The 16243-nt window shown below is 62.7% G+C and carries 16 protein-coding genes and 3 pseudogenes; 10 read left to right on the forward strand and 9 right to left on the reverse strand.

Features of this window, described 5'->3' with window-relative positions; translation table 11 throughout:
- Positions 1–595: 595 nt before the first annotated feature.
- The 3 genes and pseudogenes from AX724_RS13900 to AX724_RS22910 all read right to left on the reverse strand — a co-directional run.
- Positions 596–958 carry an antibiotic biosynthesis monooxygenase family protein gene (locus AX724_RS13900; protein WP_197421583.1) on the reverse strand — a complete coding sequence of 121 codons (363 nt, stop codon included), beginning with the start codon at positions 956–958 and terminating at the stop codon, positions 596–598.
- A gap of 61 nt (positions 959–1019) precedes the next feature.
- Positions 1020–1760, reverse strand: coding sequence for a nuclear transport factor 2 family protein (locus AX724_RS13905; RefSeq protein ID WP_197421584.1), 741 nt, complete (start codon positions 1758–1760; stop codon positions 1020–1022).
- A 197-nt stretch (positions 1761–1957) separates the two neighbouring features.
- Positions 1958–2151: pseudogene (locus AX724_RS22910) on the reverse strand (DDE-type integrase/transposase/recombinase); the annotation flags it as partial.
- 154 nt (positions 2152–2305) lie between these two features.
- On the opposite strand from AX724_RS22910, the pseudogene AX724_RS22915 reads away from it, so the two are divergent.
- From AX724_RS22915 to AX724_RS13930, 6 genes and pseudogenes are all read left to right on the forward strand, one after another.
- Positions 2306–2514, forward strand: a pseudogene (locus tag AX724_RS22915) (transposase); the annotation flags it as partial.
- A gap of 275 nt (positions 2515–2789) precedes the next feature.
- Positions 2790–3050: a hypothetical protein gene (locus tag AX724_RS13910; RefSeq protein WP_066767744.1), complete on the forward strand. Its 261-nt coding sequence runs from the start codon at positions 2790–2792 to the stop codon at positions 3048–3050.
- Positions 3047–3493 (forward strand): Spy/CpxP family protein refolding chaperone, encoded by a 447-nt coding sequence (locus tag AX724_RS13915; protein ID WP_066767455.1) that lies wholly within the window; start codon positions 3047–3049, stop codon positions 3491–3493. The genes AX724_RS13910 and AX724_RS13915 overlap by 4 nt, the downstream gene beginning before the upstream one ends.
- A 1-nt stretch (position 3494) precedes the next feature.
- The gene (locus tag AX724_RS13920; protein WP_066767457.1) at positions 3495–4052 is read left to right on the forward strand and encodes an RNA polymerase sigma factor; all 558 of its coding nucleotides are present in this window, start codon (positions 3495–3497) and stop codon (positions 4050–4052) included.
- Positions 4053–4076: 24 nt separating this feature from the next.
- Positions 4077–5816 carry a copper resistance system multicopper oxidase gene (locus tag AX724_RS13925; protein ID WP_066767459.1) on the forward strand — a complete coding sequence of 580 codons (1740 nt, stop codon included), beginning with the start codon at positions 4077–4079 and terminating at the stop codon, positions 5814–5816.
- Positions 5816–6721: a copper resistance protein B gene (locus AX724_RS13930; RefSeq protein WP_066767746.1), complete on the forward strand. Its 906-nt coding sequence runs from the start codon at positions 5816–5818 to the stop codon at positions 6719–6721. The genes AX724_RS13925 and AX724_RS13930 overlap by 1 nt, the downstream gene beginning before the upstream one ends.
- Before the next feature lie 198 nt (positions 6722–6919).
- Here the strand turns inward: AX724_RS13930 and AX724_RS13935 are convergent, their stop codons facing one another.
- The 3 genes from AX724_RS13935 to AX724_RS13945 are packed head-to-tail and all read right to left on the reverse strand — an operon-like array spanning position 6920 to position 9455.
- Positions 6920–8209, reverse strand: a complete 1290-nt coding sequence (locus tag AX724_RS13935) for an SPOR domain-containing protein (protein WP_066767461.1) — start codon at positions 8207–8209, stop codon at positions 6920–6922.
- A gap of 17 nt (positions 8210–8226) precedes the next feature.
- On the reverse strand, positions 8227–8721 hold the full coding sequence (locus AX724_RS13940; protein WP_066767462.1) for a hypothetical protein: 495 nt from the start codon (positions 8719–8721) through the stop codon (positions 8227–8229).
- A gap of 14 nt (positions 8722–8735) precedes the next feature.
- A complete protein-coding gene (locus AX724_RS13945) occupies positions 8736–9455 on the reverse strand; it encodes a ParA family protein (protein WP_066767464.1) in 720 nt (239 codons plus the stop codon).
- Between the two features lie 185 nt (positions 9456–9640).
- On the opposite strand from AX724_RS13945, the gene AX724_RS13950 reads away from it, so the two are divergent.
- The 4 genes and pseudogenes from AX724_RS13950 to purU all read left to right on the forward strand — a co-directional run bounded on the left by AX724_RS13950 (position 9641) and on the right by purU (position 13991).
- Entirely contained in the window at positions 9641–10582 is a 942-nt protein-coding gene (locus AX724_RS13950) for an SPOR domain-containing protein (RefSeq protein WP_066767466.1), read from the forward strand.
- Positions 10583–10687: 105 nt separating this feature from the next.
- On the forward strand, positions 10688–11701 hold the full coding sequence (locus tag AX724_RS13955) for a 2-oxoadipate dioxygenase/decarboxylase family protein (protein ID WP_066767468.1): 1014 nt from the start codon (positions 10688–10690) through the stop codon (positions 11699–11701).
- Positions 11698–13087, forward strand: a pseudogene (gene astD / locus AX724_RS13960) (succinylglutamate-semialdehyde dehydrogenase). The gene AX724_RS13955 and the pseudogene astD overlap by 4 nt, the downstream one beginning before the upstream one ends.
- Positions 13088–13130: 43 nt before the next feature.
- Entirely contained in the window at positions 13131–13991 is an 861-nt protein-coding gene (purU, locus tag AX724_RS13965; RefSeq protein WP_066767470.1) for a formyltetrahydrofolate deformylase, read from the forward strand.
- 9 nt (positions 13992–14000) lie between these two features.
- Here the strand turns inward: purU and AX724_RS24080 are convergent, their stop codons facing one another.
- The 3 genes from AX724_RS24080 to AX724_RS13975 form a co-directional block, all read right to left on the reverse strand.
- Positions 14001–14156 (reverse strand): hypothetical protein, encoded by a 156-nt coding sequence (locus AX724_RS24080; RefSeq protein WP_197421585.1) that lies wholly within the window; start codon positions 14154–14156, stop codon positions 14001–14003.
- A 448-nt stretch (positions 14157–14604) separates the two neighbouring features.
- Complete coding sequence (locus tag AX724_RS13970; protein WP_066767473.1) at positions 14605–14811, reverse strand: DUF2093 domain-containing protein; 207 nt, start codon at positions 14809–14811, stop codon at positions 14605–14607.
- Positions 14811–16214 carry an NAD(P)H-dependent flavin oxidoreductase gene (locus AX724_RS13975; RefSeq protein ID WP_066767748.1) on the reverse strand — a complete coding sequence of 468 codons (1404 nt, stop codon included), beginning with the start codon at positions 16212–16214 and terminating at the stop codon, positions 14811–14813. The genes AX724_RS13970 and AX724_RS13975 overlap by 1 nt, the downstream gene beginning before the upstream one ends.
- Positions 16215–16243: the final 29 nt, after the last annotated feature.

A 16243-nucleotide genomic window follows, 5' to 3' on the forward strand; every position in this document is an offset into this window, starting at 1 on the left:
CTGCGCGCGCCTCCGGTCGGGCTACGCCCGCCCTCCGCCGCACGCAGCGCAAGGCCATCTTCAACAAACCAGCATCATATTATCCGAAAAGGGGGTCCCTCTTCGACGCCGATCGGGGGTCCCTTTTGAACGCCGTTTGACACCTGTGACGGTAAGACGCCGATTGCGTAAGCTGATTGAGGACGAAGCGAAGGTGGCAGCCTGAATCTCACAGGCGCTCCACTCCATCGCGTGCGGGTTGCGAAGGCCATTGCAGCCGATAGGGGGACAGAAATCCATCGGAAAACGCCATTCGCGCCGGGAGAGTGGAAGACTGCCACGTCCGAAGACTCGGCGTGCCCACTGATGCGCGCCAAACAGGTGATGCCGGCTGCGAGACATGCACGCGCTCCCGAATCGTCCGGAATTCGTCGTCCGCCAGCACTCGGGCGAGGGAAGCTCTCCGGACCAAGCGCACACTCCGTAAATTTCGCTACGATCCGCGCCGAACGGTCTGGCGACGGACGATCGTCAAACATCGCGGCGGGCGGCAAAACATTCCTTAAAGATCGGAAACTCGGCCACGATTCCTCCTCGACGACCTGAAACGGGGAACTCAGCGGCCATAGCGCTTCATCACCATCGTGTCCGGCTCGATCGACCCCATGAATTTTTGTGCAGAAGGGGCGGAAGCAAAGCTGTTCATTGAGGCATCCGCATCTTTCACTGAACGCCAATGCACGATGACAAGCCAGTCACGATCTCTGCCAGGTGCCGATTCACGGCTAATAAACCCCGGCTGCCGGGAAACATGCTCTTGCTCCACCGCTTTGTCGATGTCGGTGAACTCCGACACAGAAACGCCAGGTCGAATTTTGAGAGTCACCACTTCAATAACGTGGGATTGCGGCTCTTTGGTGCAAGATGAGGCCATGAACGCTCCTAAGGCGGCAACAGCGATAACCCCGATACGTCTCATATTTACGCTCCATCGAAGGTGAAGGGGAACCGTCCCACACCGGCAGGACGGTTCCCGCTTGTCAAAACTTGCCGTTCTCGTTTTTCCACGATTCGCGCGGCGGGATCGTTTCGATTGTATCCCAATGTTCGGCGATCTTGCCGTCCTCAACACGAAACAGATCGTAGAAGGACACGTGCTCGCCGGCAAACGTCCCCTCGCTCGCCACCAGCACGAAGTTGCCCTCTCCAAGCACGCGATGGATGCGATCATATTTCATCGTGACGCCTGCTTCGGCCATCGCCTGTAAAGCCGTCTGAAGGCCCGTCAGATTGTCCGCAATCTGCGGGTTGTGCTGCACATACGCATCGCCGTCGAAATAAGCGTTCAGTCGGTCGAGCTTGCCATTGACGAGTATGTCCTCGACGAACGCACAAACAAAGGCCTTGTTCTCTTCGGTTTTGTCGAGATCAGAGGCTTCGGTCGGGCCATCGATCATCGAATGTCCGCTCGGGTTCGGGCCCGCGATGGTCTGCAGATTGTCCCAATGCTCTACGATCTTGCCATCTTCGAAACGGAAGATGTCGAAGCCGATCTTCGGGCCGAAAAAGTCATAGTCCGTATGGGCGAAGACGAACGCACCATCCTCGAACACCCGAACGGTGTTGACCCGCGCCGACCCGGCAGGAAGCTGCGCGAGCACCGCCCCAAAGCCCTCCAATCCATCGGCAACTGCGAGGTTATGCTGAATATAGCTGTTGGAATTGATGACACTGACCGGCTCTCCCTCGCCCGTCTCAATCGCCTTCAGGAGCGCGACCACCTGTTGCTTTCTTTCACTCATTTCAAACCTCCATATACAACTGATATTGTAACACTCATGCGCAAGAATTGGCGAGAATGTCCTATACGGACTTCTGCCCTGCCAAGGGGAATTGGACTTGTAGCGGATTTGCGCCGGTCACCTATCTCATTATGCCACCTTGGCTTCGAATGTGAGCGGGCTGATGCCACCCAAATATGAATGGCGCCCCCGCGTAGCCGAACGGCCATGTCGAGTGCACGGATCGCCAGATCCTTCTTCATCCGGTCGCTGACCGCCCAGCCAACGATACGGCTTGCAGGTCGAGGATGACAGCGAGGTAGAGCCAGTTCGCCGCCACGCCCAGATGATGGTGGCTGTCGGTCGTGACCTTGTGCTTGTGGGTGCGGATACCCGCTTGCGCGGTAAACCACTGGCCAGTGCGATCCGCCCTGCCTCACGCTGAAATTCTAACCCATGCTTGGTCATCACTTCGGTCTCCTCGAATGAGCAGCTCTCAGGTGACTGGCGCAAATCCGTTACAAGTCCACGACCGATAAGAGGCGCTGAACGCCGCCGGGGATCCGCTGGAACGGTTGGAGGCCGTAGTGGCGAGGTTTTTCGCGGCCCCCTTATAGCGGCCTTGCGCCGCACCGCCCGTGCCAAGGGCGGACGGCCACCGATGCGACTGAATTGCAGATCAAGGACCGGCTCTCTTTTCAGCGCTTTTCCGGGTCTCGGGCTCGACGGAACGGTGCCCGATGCGACGACGGTCGCCTGACCCGCACCTGGGACGCAAGCGCAGCCAATGCCCATGAGGGCGCGCGGTTGCCCGATCTGATGAGCCGCGCCAACGCCCGGAAAGGCGATGGCGGCGGCATTCAAAGCAACCAACGAACGGTTCATGGGACAATCTTGGCAAGGGTGGATAAGATGCTTTACGCATGCCCTTGCCCGCCCCCTCATCCGCCGCGCATATTTCCTTTGCTGGCTACCCAAGGGATAGGCGCGCCGCGCGCGTATGCGATGCGGGGAATGGAGACGATGACGATGAGCGACCTCGACCAGATGCTGAATGCGCTGCGCGCCATGCCGACCGACGCCCGGCTCGACGAGATCGACGGCGCGGTGATGGCGGGCGTCGCGCGGCGGCGCGAACAGGCGATGGCGCGGCGCAGCCTGGCACTGGCAGGGCTGCTGGCGATCGGCATCGGCTGGGCGGGCAGCATTTTTCCTTCCGCCCCGGCCCAGGTCTCTCTCGCGGCGATCGGCATGTCCGACTACGCGCCCTCGCGCCTGCTCGGCCAGTGAGCGCGGGCCGCTATCTGCTGGTGGCGCTGGTGGCCTTCGCCGCGGCCTTGGCCGCCGTACTGGTCGCGCGTACCCTGCTCGCTCCCGCGCCCCATGTCGAAAGCGAGATCCACGCATTGCTGCATGAGCGGCTGACGCTTGATCCCGCCCAGAAATCGAGAATCCATGCGCTGGAGGCAGCCTTCGCGAAGCGTCGCGCGGCGCTGGAGGCGGAGATGCGCACCGATAACCAGCGGCTTGCAGATGCGATTGCCGCCGAACATGGCTATGGCCCGAAGGTCAGCGCGGCGGTCGATCTGTCGCACCACGTCATGGGTCAGCTGCAAAAGGAAACGTTGCAGCATATTTTCGCGATGCGCGGCGTATTGCGTCCTGATCAGGCGGCGCAGTTCGACGCCGCCATCGTCAAGGCGCTGACCCAGCCTGCCCAGTCCTCGCGCTAGGGTGAGTGCCGCTGATCCAGAGGATCGCGCGCTTGTCGCCCGCGCCTTGTCCGGCGACCAGTCGGCCTATGCCGAGCTGATGCAGCGCCATCGCGAGGCCGTATATCGGCTCGCGCGTGGTCATATCGGCGATGCTGACGAGGCGCTGGACATGACGCAGGAGGCCTTCATTGCCGCCTTCGCCGCCCTGCCCCGCTATGACGGCGCGCGCTCCTTCCGCGCCTGGATCGCGCAGATCGCGCTCAACAAGTGCCGCGACTGGGCGCGGCGGCGCGCTGTGCGCCGCTTCTTCACCGGCGCGCGGCCGATCGACGAGGCGCTCGGCATAAGCGATCAACGCGCCACCCCGGAGGAGGCGCTCGATTCGGCGCAGGCGCTCGCCCGGATCAACGCCGCCGTCGCCGCCCTCCCTGCGACATTGAAAGACCCGCTGCTGCTTTGCGCGATAGAGGGGATGAGCCAGGTCGAGGCAGGCCAGGTGTTGGGCGTCACCCCCAAGGCGATCGAGACGCGCCTCTACCGCGCTCGTGCGAAACTGAACGCAATGTTGAGGGATTAATCTGCGGGGCGCGTAAAAGGCAGCATGGTTTCCCTGTCTCTCGATCGCCGCGCCCTTATGAAGGGGGCCACAGCGCTCATGCTGGCACACGCCTTCCCAGCCTGGGCGCGCAGCGGATCAGCGGGCTTGCGCCCCGCGCCGGACGTGCTTTCGGGCGACATGATCGCGCTCACCGTCGGCGAAAGCCATTTCGCCACTGGCGGGCGATCGGCCCATGCCATCACCGTCAACGGCACCCTGCCCGCCCCGCTCATCCGCCTGAAGGAAGGACAGAATGTCCGCTTCGCCGTCACTAACCGGCTGAAGGAAGATACGTCAATCCACTGGCACGGCCTGATCGTCCCGTTTCAGATGGACGGCGTGCCCGGCATCAGCTTTCCTGGCATCCGACCGGGAGAGACCTTCACTTATGAATTCCCGATCCGGCAATCGGGCACCTATTGGTATCACAGCCATTCAGGAATGCAGGAAGCAATGGGCCATTATGGCCCGATCATCATCGATCCGGCCGGCCCCGATCCGGTGCAGGCGGACCGAGAACATGTAATCGTCCTGTCCGACTGGTCGCCGGTCCACCCCCACATGCTTTTGAAACGTCTCAAGCAAATGGGCGGCTATTATAATATGCAGAAGCAGACCCTGGCCGGGCTGCTCAAGGGCAAGGATCAGAGCCTTGCGGACCGAATCGCCTGGGGTAAGATGCGGATGGACCCCACCGACATTTCCGACGTCACCGGCTTTACCTACAGCTTTCTGGTGAACGGCCACGGCACGCCGGAAAACTGGACCGGCCTGTTTGCGCCGGGGGAGCGGGTGCGATTGCGGATCGTCAACGCCTCGGCGATGACCAATTTCAACGTGCGGCTGCCTGGCCTTGCAATGATCGTGGTCCAGTGCGACGGCCAGCATGTCCAGCCGGTCGAAACCGACGAGTTCCAGATCGGCATTGCCGAGACCTATGATGTGGTCGTCCAGCCGACCGAAGCAAAGCCTTATGGCTTGATAGCCGAGGCGATCGACCGTTCTGGCCTTGTCCGCGCGACGCTCGCGCCGCAGATCGGCATGGTGGCGCCCATCCCTCCGCTGCGCCAGCGCCCGCTGCTCACCATGAAGGACATGGGCATGGACATGAGCGGGATGGACATGGGCCAGAATGGCGTCATTGATCTGAGCCAGCCCGCCGACGACAGCATGAGCGGACACAGCATGAAGATGCTCGACCCCTCGGTCGCGCCCGACGTGCCGATGGGACCGGGCGTCGCGACCCTTTCCGCCATGCCGGCGGACCGCACGGCCGACCGTCCCACCGGGCTGGAGGACGTCGATCACCGCGTCCTCACCTATGCGGACCTGAAAGCGCTCGAGCCTAACAGCGATACGCGCCGGCCGACCCGCGCGCTCGACATTCACCTGACCGCGAACATGGAGCGTTACATGTGGTCGTTCGACGGGGTGAAGCTGTCAGATGGAGCGGAGCCGATTGCTTTTCGCCATATGGAGCGGGTCCGCGCGACGCTCATCAACGACACGATGATGCCCCATCCCATTCATATTCATGGCCATTTCTTCCAGCTCGTGACCGGTGAGGATGCGGCGACCAACCCACGCAAGCACACCGTCAACGTGCTGCCGGGAGGAAAAGTGAGCTTCGACCTCACCGCCGATGCGATCGGGGACTGGGCGTTTCATTGCCATATGCTGATGCACATGCACGCGGGCATGATGCGGGTCGTAACCGTCCGGCACGAAGGTGGCGCGGCATGATGCGCGCACTCGGCCTAGCGCTGCTTGCCACCGCGTGGCCGGCACAGGCGCAGACGATGGACCATAGCCAGATGGACCATGGCGCGCATCAGATGCCGCAGGGCGCAATGCCCGCCGCCGCCGACCCTCATGCCGGTCCCGGTATGGACGACGCGGACAGCGCCATCCCGAACGGCACGCCGCCGCCCATTCCCGTCGACCATGCCGCCGACGCCCTATATGATCCCGCCGTCATGGCCCGCGCCCGCGCCGCGATGACGAAGGAAAGCGGCGGCATGATCTTTTCGCAGTTGATGATCGACCGGCTCGAATATCGCGCGTTGAAGACTAGCGACGGCTATCATTGGGAAGGCGAAGGCTGGATCGGCGGCGACGTCAACCGGCTGGCGATCAAGTCCGAGGGTGAAGGCGACATTGGCGGCGCGCTCGAAAGCGCCGAGGTGCAGGCGCTTTACAGCCGTGCCATCGACCCGTGGTGGAACATCGTCGGCGGCGTGCGACAGGATTTCCGCCCGCAGCCCCAACGCACCTATGCCACCATCGGAATCGAAGGACTGGCCCCCTACTGGTTCGAGGTCGAGGGGCAGCTTTTCCTGTCGCAAAAGGGCGACGCACATCTGCGGCTGGAGGGCAGCTACGACCAGCGCCTGACCCAGCGGCTGATCCTCCAACCGGCAGTGGAAGTGAATGTCGCCGCGCAGGACGTGCCTGACATCGGTGTTGGCTCGGGCCTGTCCGACATCGAGCTGGGTGTTCGTTTGCGCTACGAGATTGCGCGCGAATTCGCCCCCTATGTTGGCATCAACTGGGAACGCAAATTCGGAGACACCGCCCGCTTTGCCTACGCCGGCGGGGAGAGCGCGTCTGCGACCAGCCTGGTCATGGGCATCCGCTTCTGGTTCTAACCTGCGCCGCAGAAGAAGACGCCGCCTCGCCGCATTTCCTCCAATACCCAGCGCCGAGGGCAAGGCTTTGCCTGACATCCCCTCGTGCGGAAGGCTGGCTGCCGCGCTCGCCATTTGCAGCGGCGCGCGGATGAAATACGCTGAAGGAATGCACGGAACCCGAAAGCTCCGTGCGGATGGTTTATCCTGAAATCCGGCTCAGCGGGACGCGAACTGGCGTCCTCGCCCGGACAGAGCCCAGCGCTGCGGCGTCGCATCGGGGGCGGTTTCGCGCACGAAACACTGCCCGCCCCGGCTTCGGATCGTCCGGCACATGGTGGCGGCGGCATTCCTGTCACCAAAGCCGCTGATGGCCAGCCTGTGATAGCCCCGGCCATTGACGGTCGCCTGGCTCGTCAGCACCGGAAAAGCGGCCAAGCTTGTGTTGCGGCCCGCCATGGCGAACCATTTCTCCTTGGCGACGGCCGCATTGTCATAGGCGCCAAGCTGAACCACCCACTGGCTGGCACCAGTGCCCACCGGCCTGATGAAGGCTGCGCGCTCCATGTTAGCCACAGGCATGCGGCTACCGGCAGCGCGCATCTTCAGGCGGTTTTCGGAGCCATAGGCCGCGACCCTGACCGGTTCAGGCAGCGCCTGGATAACGGGCACCGGCTGTGGCGCGCCGTTTTCGTCCGCCATCTGCATCGGCAAATTGGGTATGGAAGGCTCCGACGCGGCGCTGGCCATCTCGACCGGAGACGCGGGCGCCGCCAGCGCCAAGGCGACCGGCTGGCCAGGATCGGCCTGATTGATGGTCACGCCCATCAGAGCCGCGACGCGCAGGGGGGCGAGTGAAGGCTCCGCAATCTGCGCCCAGTCCGAAATCCGCTTGTTTGCCGCGAGCGGTTCCATATCCATGCCCACGACCATGCGCGCATCCTTCCACCGCCCTGCCAAGGCATAGGCATAGGCAAGGTTCTGGCGCGTCCGCACCGTGGCTGATGGGTCCTGGATCGCTGCGGACAGGATGCGTGCGCCCTCGGCCGGGTCGCCGGCAATCGCCATGGCAAGGCCGTAGTCGCCAGCAGGAATGATGTCGGCATGCGCGGTCAGAAGCTCGCGGGCCACCTCCGCCCGGCCTTGCGCCGTCTGCACAAGTGCCAGATTAACGAAGGTACTGGCGTCGCCGTCGCCCAGCGAAACCGCGTCAGACAGCGCGCTTTCCGCCGAAGCAAAACGGCCGGCGAGTACATAGGCACGGCCCAACGTCCGGCGATAGGTCGCATTCTGGGGATCGAGGCGAACCGCGGCCTCCGCCGCCTCCACGGCTTTCGCGCCATTTCGATCCGTCAGGGCCTTTTCCGCCGCAACAGCGGACTTGGCCGCGTCGCGTTGGGGCTGAACGACCGCCGCCGACGGACGGAAGGCTGCGCCCGTGCAGCCGACCATCGTGGTGGCGACGAGCAGCGACGAAAGCGTCACGCTTTTGAATGTCTTGCGATTCATCTTCCTACCCACTCCGATTACTGACCGTCGCCTACAGCTGGCAATTGTTGAGCCAGCCGGTCGATTTCCGGCAAGTCGTTGAGATAATCATCAAGCGCCTGCGTCACAATCTGCTGCGCGGATCGACCGCTAACAGCGCAGGCAAGACGAAGCTTGAGATGGCGATCAGCGTCCAGGCGCAAGGTAAAGGCAGCCTTTCGCGCCCGCACAGCGGCCGGAGCCGCAACGGCCTTGCCAGCCAATCGCCGCGCCAGCGTCTTGCGTTGGTGGATGACCGGCGGTTCGGTCACGGCTGCGGCCATGGGGGTGAGGCCGATAGGAGCGACAGCCTCTTCGACAGGCAATGGCGCAGGTTGCACGTCAAAGCCCATGTCGTTCCAACCAAGGTCGTCCGCCGATACAGCGGGCGCACGGCCCGAGCCAAGCATCGGACGGCGCATCGCTGGCTGGGCGGTGCCTTTGCGGGCCAGCAAGCCGGAGGTCAGAGAAGCAAGCGGTTTGGGTTCGGCCATGATGCGCGCCTCCTTCACTGGCTGATCACGCGGCGGCCAAAGCCTCCGCCCGTCGGGCGGGCGGCAACGGTACCGACGCTGCCATGGGGCACGGAAAACACCGTGCGACGGAAATTCTTTTCAAGCCGGTCCGACACATAGGTCCAGAGGGCCTGCACCTCCGCTGCGGAACGCCCCTTGGGATCGACCTCCATCACGGTGCGCCCGTCGATCATCGATGCGGCGAAATCCGTCCGGTGGTGCAGTGTCACCGGGGCGACCGTGCCGTGCTGCGACAGAGCCACGGCTGCTTCGGAAGTGATGCGCGCCTTTGGCGTAGCGGCATTTACGACAAAGATCAGCGGCTTGCCCGCCCGTTCACACAAGTCCACGGTCGCGCCCACGGCTCGCAGGTCGTGCGGACTCGGACGCGTGGGAACGACGATGAGTTCCGCAACGGAAATGACGCTCTGTATCGCCATGGTGATCGCGGGCGGCGTATCGATCACGGCGAGCTTGAAGCCCTGCTGCCGCAAAATCTCTAGGTCGGCCCCCAGGCGGGCAACAGTTGTTTGCGCGAAAGCGGGATATTCCGCTTCCCGCTCGTTCCACCAGTCGGCAAGCGACCCTTGCGGGTCGATATCGATCAGCACCACCGGGCCGGCACCGGCCAGCTGCGCCTGAACAGCCAGATGGCCGGACAGCGTCGTCTTGCCCGATCCCCCCTTCTGCGATGCCAATGCCAAAATCCGCACGCGCGCCCCCCACCAAAATTCAGGTTCGTTCGCAATCGCACGGGCGGAGCTAAAAATTGGTTAATTGCGGGAAAACACCATCTGAGCGATCATCCCGAGGCGTCGCACGAACTGGCGCTAACGGGACATTAACCCTGATGGCATAGGGCATCGCTGAATATCATGAGACGCAGGAGCTTTGGCGCATGAAGCGGATAGTGGTGATCCTTGCGGCCGCGGCTATGGCGAGCCTGACCGCGCCTGTTCAGGCTGACGTAAAGACCGGCGTCGATGCTTGGCAGCAGGGCGATTATGCGAAAGCAATCGCAGAATGGCGTCCGCTGGCGGAAGCCGGCGACCCCGACGCGCAGTTCAATCTCGGCCAGGCCTACAAGCTCGGCCGGGGCGTTCAGTCCGACATGGCCATGGCCATCAACTGGTATCGCAAGGCCGCGCAGCAGGGACATCTGCGGGCGGAGGACAGCCTTGGCCTTCTCATGTTCCAGCAAGGCGACCGGGCGGGAGCCATGCCTTATCTTGAGCGTGCCGCATCCCGCGGCGAACCCCGCGCGCAATATATCGTTGGCACGTCCTTGTTCAACGGCGACGTCATCGGCAAGGATTGGGTCCGCGCCTATGCGTTGATGAGCCGCGCTTCGGCTGCGGGGCTGTCGCAGGCCACGACGAGCCTCGAGCAGATGGGCAAATATATCCCTGAAGATCAGCGCAGGCAGGGCACGGCGCTTGCCGCCAGCCTCGAGACCGGCAAAAGCCCTAAAACGGAAGCAGCTCCGATTCCGGTGCGTTCAGCGGCGGTGTCCAGTCCGGCCAAACCATCGCCGCCGAGCGCGGCAAACAAGCCGATTCCATCGAAGCCTCAGATCGCCTCCACGTCCAAGGCGGTCCCGCCCTCTTCCGGCAACTGGCGCGTTCAGTTGGGCGCCTTCAGCGAGGAGGGCCGCGCTCGGACGCTGTGGAGCCAACTGACGAAGAAGGTTGGAGGCCTTTCCGCTTACCAGCTCTATCTGGTGAAGACGGAGGCCGTGACCCGCCTCCAGGCAGGGCCACTGTCGAGCGCAGCAGAGGCGGCACGGTTGTGCGGCTCGATCAAGGCCGCGGGATCGGACTGCATGCCCAAGAAGATGTGACCGGGGCACCCTCTTCGCGCTCAACTGACCGTGCCGGCATTTGGCAAAGCGTCCTTATACTGCAATAAGGACGGCCATGGTCGAACCTGTCACGGTGAATGGAAGATGGGACATATAGAGGCGCTGGTTGCCGCCAACTTGGGAGAGGAAGCCGGTCATCGAACTCTGGCCGCATTGGCGATCGACAGCGGATTGATGGCGGAACAGGGCGAAGCGGTGTCGCGCGCCGCCTTTGCCATAGCGCTCAACGTCGCGCTGTTTCATGACCTGCTTGGTCGGGTGTCGAGTGGCGCAGCCTATGTCGCCGATGTGCTTGCCCGCGGGAAAAGGGTGTTTTTCGACCATGGGGCGCTGCGGACGGTGCGGTTCCCATCCGGTCCTACCGGTGCCCTGCCGCCGGGCGAAGACGCGTTTACCCGTATTCTCGTGCCGCTCGGATACGACATGGCGGCGGTCTATCCGCTAGATCGATTGAGCATGACCGGCCGGGCCTACCGTCATCTGGACCATCCCGACATCATCCCGCAATTCTTCCTGTCGGAACTCCATGTCGATCGCTTCGACGCGGCCTTCGCAGATGTCGCCCGGCGCGTATTCGGAACGTCGCGTGATCCGCTGACCCTTCAGGCGAAGGATGTGCTGGCGCGCTATTCGGCTCAAGAGCCTGTCTACTTCGCTGACGCTGTAATCGCGCTGCCCTCCGTCGTAGCGGCGTTCGACCGCCAGCATGAACCGCCCACATGGGAAGATTATCAACAGCTTCTGTCTTACTCCAACGAAGCCGCCTGGATTGCGACGGAAGGCAACGCGTTCAATCACGCAACCGACAGGGTCGACGATGTCGCGGCCCTTGCCGAGCGGTTGAAAAGCGAGGATCGGCCCATGAAGGACAGACTGGAAGTGTCAGCCACCGGCCGCGTCCGACAGACCGCCTTCCGCGCCGACAGGGTGGAGCGCCTCTTCGCTGACGGCGAAAGCCGCTCCGTTTCCGGTTCCTTTTTCGAATTCATCAGCCGCGACATCGATCCGGCCACGGGACGGCTTGACCTCGCCTTCGACACCGGGAACGCGACGGGCATTTTCGCGATGACCGCTGCGCAGGAAAGCGGGGCCAGATGACGGAATGGCTGCAATCCTTCGACCCAGCATCGGGCGAAGTGATTTGGGAAGGCAAGATTGCTCGGGCGGACGACTGCCATACCGCCGTGGCGGGCGCTGGCAGTGGACGACCGGATCGCCATAGCGCGCCGCTACGCCGATGCCCTGCAGGAGCGCCGCCGCGCCCTGGCGGAACTCATTTCACGTGAGACTGGCAAGCTGCTCTGGGAAAGCGACGCCGAACTGGGATCGATGATCGCCAAGGTAGAAGTGTCGATAAAGGCCCATGCTGAGCGTACCGGCGAGCGGCAAAGCGACATGGCGTTCGGTCGCGCCATATTGCGCCACCGCGGGCATGGGGTGATGGCAGTGCTCGGCCCCTATAATTTCCCCGGCCATCTGCCGAACGGACATATCGTCCCAGCACTGATCGCCGGCAACACAGTCATTTTCAAACCATCCGAAATCGCACCAGCCACCGGCGCGGCGATGGCCGAAGCCTGGCTGGCGGCGGGGCTCCCGACTGATGTGCTGCAAGTCCTGCAGGGCGGCCGAGCCACCGGCGAAGCACTGGTCGCAGCGGACATTGACGGACTGCTGTTCACCGGGTCGGCGGGCGCGGGTTCGGCGCTGAGGCGGGCACTGGTGGATCGCCCTCATGTCATCATGGCTCTGGAGCTGGGCGGCAACAACCCGCTGATCGCATGGGACAATCCCGAAGCCGCCGCTTCGATCATCATCAACTCAGCCTTCATCACCACCGGCCAACGTTGCTCCTGCGCTCGCCGTTTGATCGTGCCGGACGACGCGATCGGGGATGCCATCGTCGAAGCGACGGCGGCCTTGGCTGCGCGCCTTCCGATCGCGGCCTGGACCGATGCGGGAGAAGCCTTCATGGGACCGCTGGTATCTGAACAGGCGGCCTCCTCCGCCCATGCAGCCGTTCACAACCTGATCGCGCGGGGAGCCAGGACCATCCGGCCCTTCACGGCGATCGAGGGCCGCAGCGCCGCCTTCGTGACGCCCGCCATGTTCGACGTGACGGGCATCGACACACCTGACGCGGAGATTTTCGCTCCCGTTCTGTCGGTCATCCGCGTTCCTGATTTCGATGCAGCAATGGAGGCTGCGAACGCCACCGTGTTCGGCCTGTCGGCGGGCCTTGTCTCGGAAAACGAACATTTGTGGTCGCGTATGGTGGAGGAAAGCCGCGCGGGCGTGGTCAATCGCAACCGACCGACAACGGGCGCAGCGGGCAACATGCCCTTCGGCGGATTGGGCGCGTCCGGCAATCATCGACCCAGCGCCTATTACGCAGCCGACTATTGTGCTTATCCGATTGCCAGTTTCGAAGCGGGAACCGTGGAAGCCGTGCCAGTCAACGGGTTGAACATCGCGACATCATAGGGCATCGGCGTGCCGCGCACTATTTGCGGAGGGTGTCGTGGCTATGTCTGTCTTTCCATCCTGGGTTCTGACCCTGGTCTGCGCGGATCGCGTCGGCATCGTCGCCGCGGTCAGCCGCTTTCTTGCGGAACGCGGGGGATTCATCACGGACAGCCAGCAATATGCGGATCGCGACGCCGGCCTGTTCTTCATGCGCGTCGCGTTCGAGGCTACCGATGGCCGGATGGCGGACACGGAGACGCTGCGCGCTGAATTCGCACCTGTGGGTGCCGCCTTTGCGATGGATTGGTCCCTGTCCCCCGCCGACCATCGCCCCCGCATGCTGATCGCTGTATCGAAAGCGTCGCACTGCCTCGCCGACCTGTTGCACCGATGGCAGACCGGAACCCTGGCAATCGACATCATGGGTGTGGTGTCGAACCATCCCAATATGCGCCGCACCACGGAATGGCACGGCATTCCGTATCATGAGCTACCGGCGAATGGCGATAAAGCCGTACAGGAAGCAACCCTTCTCGATCTGTTCGAGCGCACCCGATCCGATTATCTGGTCCTCGCGCGCTACATGCAGGTGCTGTCCGAAGAATTGGTCGAACGCCTTGCGGGACGCTGCATCAACATCCACCACAGCTTCCTGCCCGGCTTCAAAGGGGCGCGCCCCTATCACCGCGCCTATGACCGGGGCGTCAAGCTGATTGGCGCGACCGCGCATTTCGTCACTGCCGATCTGGATGAAGGTCCGATCATCGAGCAGGCGGTCGAACGTGTGGATCACCGCGCTACCGCCGACGACATGATCCGCATAGGACGGGATATCGAGGCGCAGGTACTTGCCCGCGCCGTCAGCTGGATGGCCGACCGGCGCGTGCTGCTCAACAGGGGCAAGACAGTCGTATTTCGGTGATCGTGCGGATCAAAGGCCGAGGCGCGTCCAGAAGTCTTCAGGTGCGATCGCGCGGTCCGACTTGGTCGACGGTTCGCGCGCCGTCCAGGATGAATGGGGCAGATAGATGTGCCGTTGAGGCCGGATGTCGCGTGGGCGACGGATATTGGAACCATGGTGGATCATCGTCTTCTCCTTGGTAGGGGAACACGAAACCTGGCGTTGTCGCTTCGGAACCGTGCGCTTTAGCCGTTGATGACGCGGAGCAAGCTGACATCCTTCAAAAGCCGCGGAGCATGAAGCTCGACATCCTGATCGGACATTTCTCGGGAAAAAGCCAAATAGCTTTGTTTGGCAGCGGCGCAGGCCAGCTTTTACACCGACCCTATCCGGCCGGTAAGCGCTTTCAGGCGACGATGCTGTATAGGAACCAGCCGACGATGAGCAGGCTCGAAACTATGCAAATACGATCGCCAAAGACATCGATCCGGGACACCAGACACCATCCTTCCATTTTGGGTGATCTTCGTCACCTCGCAGAGAGGATAGCGCAACTTGGTGAAAACGAGAATAGCAATTTTGCAAATCCGACATTTGCAACATTGCTAAAAATCCCTGTGTGCCACTGGGCCGTTCAGTCCGCCGAATTGCGAACCAGAGCCTGTGTTGCTTCCTGCGGCCCGCGATAGGCCTGCTGCAGTTCCGCACTCCAGTAGCGCAGGTCTTCCAAATCAATACGCGCGCCGGAGACCGCGCAAAGGACGAACTGTCCCGACTGAACGATGTCGAAATCCGCAGCGCCATAATGAAGCACTGCCAGTCCCTGGATGTCTGCCACCATCAGTCGCCTGTCAGTATCCGATCGACCAGTTGCTTCACGGTCGGCACGAAACCGTTGGAATAGAAAGGATCCTGCTTGAACTTGTAGGCGCCATGGCCGGCAAACAGCAGGTTCTTGTCCAAATCGCCGCCATGCACCGCTTCCTGCAATGATTTCTGGATGCAGAAGCTGCGCGGATCGGCAAGGCGGCCGGTGGAATTGGTCTCGCTGTCCATCCAGCTGGAAAAGGCGCATTGCGACAGGCAGCCCATGCAGTCTGTCTGGTCTTTCCGGATTTCCGCCTTTTCCTCCTCGTTTACGAAGACCAGCGTGTTGTCTGGCGTCTTGAGCGCGGATGTGAAGCCTTTCCCCACCCATTCCCGTGCGCGGGTGAGGTCGCCCAGCGTAACCCAGAAATTCTTGCCCTTGACGCCGACGTCGAGTTGATGCGTGTGATCACCCGCCTGCTCGGTGCTGAAGGGAATCTGGCGTTCAGAGCGCGCTTCGAGTTGCCGCAGGAACGGGTTGCGGATCGCGGAACTGTAGAAGCCGGTGGGTGAAAAGCGGTGAAGCAGGACATCGCCCGGCTCCAACTGCATCAATCGCTCCTTCCACAGTTGCGGTATGGGGCTTTCCTGCGTAAGCAGCGGGCGCGTACCAAACTGGAAGGCAATCGCGCCCAGCTCCGGATTGTCGATCCAGTCGTTCCAGTCCTTGAGATGCCAGACGCCTCCAGCCATCACAATCGGCACATCATCCGAAATCCCGCCTTCGCGCATCGTGGCGCGCAGGTCGCGGACACGGGGATAGGGATCCTGCGGGGCGCGGGGATCTTCAGCGTTAGACAGGCCGTTATGCCCCCCGGCAAGCCAGGGATCTTCATAGACGACAGCAGCCAGCCACTCCGACGCCTTGGAGTAGGCGCGCTTCCACAAGGCGCGGAAGGCGCGGCCCGACGAAACGATCGGGAGGTAGGACACCCCGTAGGATGCCGCGATCTCGCTAAGCTTGTACGGCATGCCAGCCCCGCAGGTGACACCCGAGACCATGCCCTTCGTCTTTTCCAGCACGCCGTGGAGAACGCGCTGCGCCCCGCCCATTTCCCACAAAACGTTGATGTTGATCGCGCCCTTGCCGCCGGCGATCTCGAACGCGCGCTTCACCTGCTCCACCGCGCCGTCGATGGCGTAGGCGATCAGTTCTTCGTGCCGGTCACGGCGTGTGCGACCATGATAAATTTGCGGGATGACATTACCGAAACTGTCGTAGCTGTCCGCGTTTACGGCCGAAACCGTGCCGATGCCGCCCGCCGCGGCCCACGCACCCGAACTCGCATGGTTGGAAACCGCAACACCCTTGCCGCCTTCAACGAGCGGCCACACTTCGCGGCCACCATAGACGATGGGCTTCAACCCCTTGAACAACGACTTCTCCCGCAACAACAGCCCGGCCC

This window comes from Sphingobium sp. CCH11-B1 (assembly GCF_001556865.1).
Classification (GTDB): domain Bacteria; phylum Pseudomonadota; class Alphaproteobacteria; order Sphingomonadales; family Sphingomonadaceae; genus Sphingobium.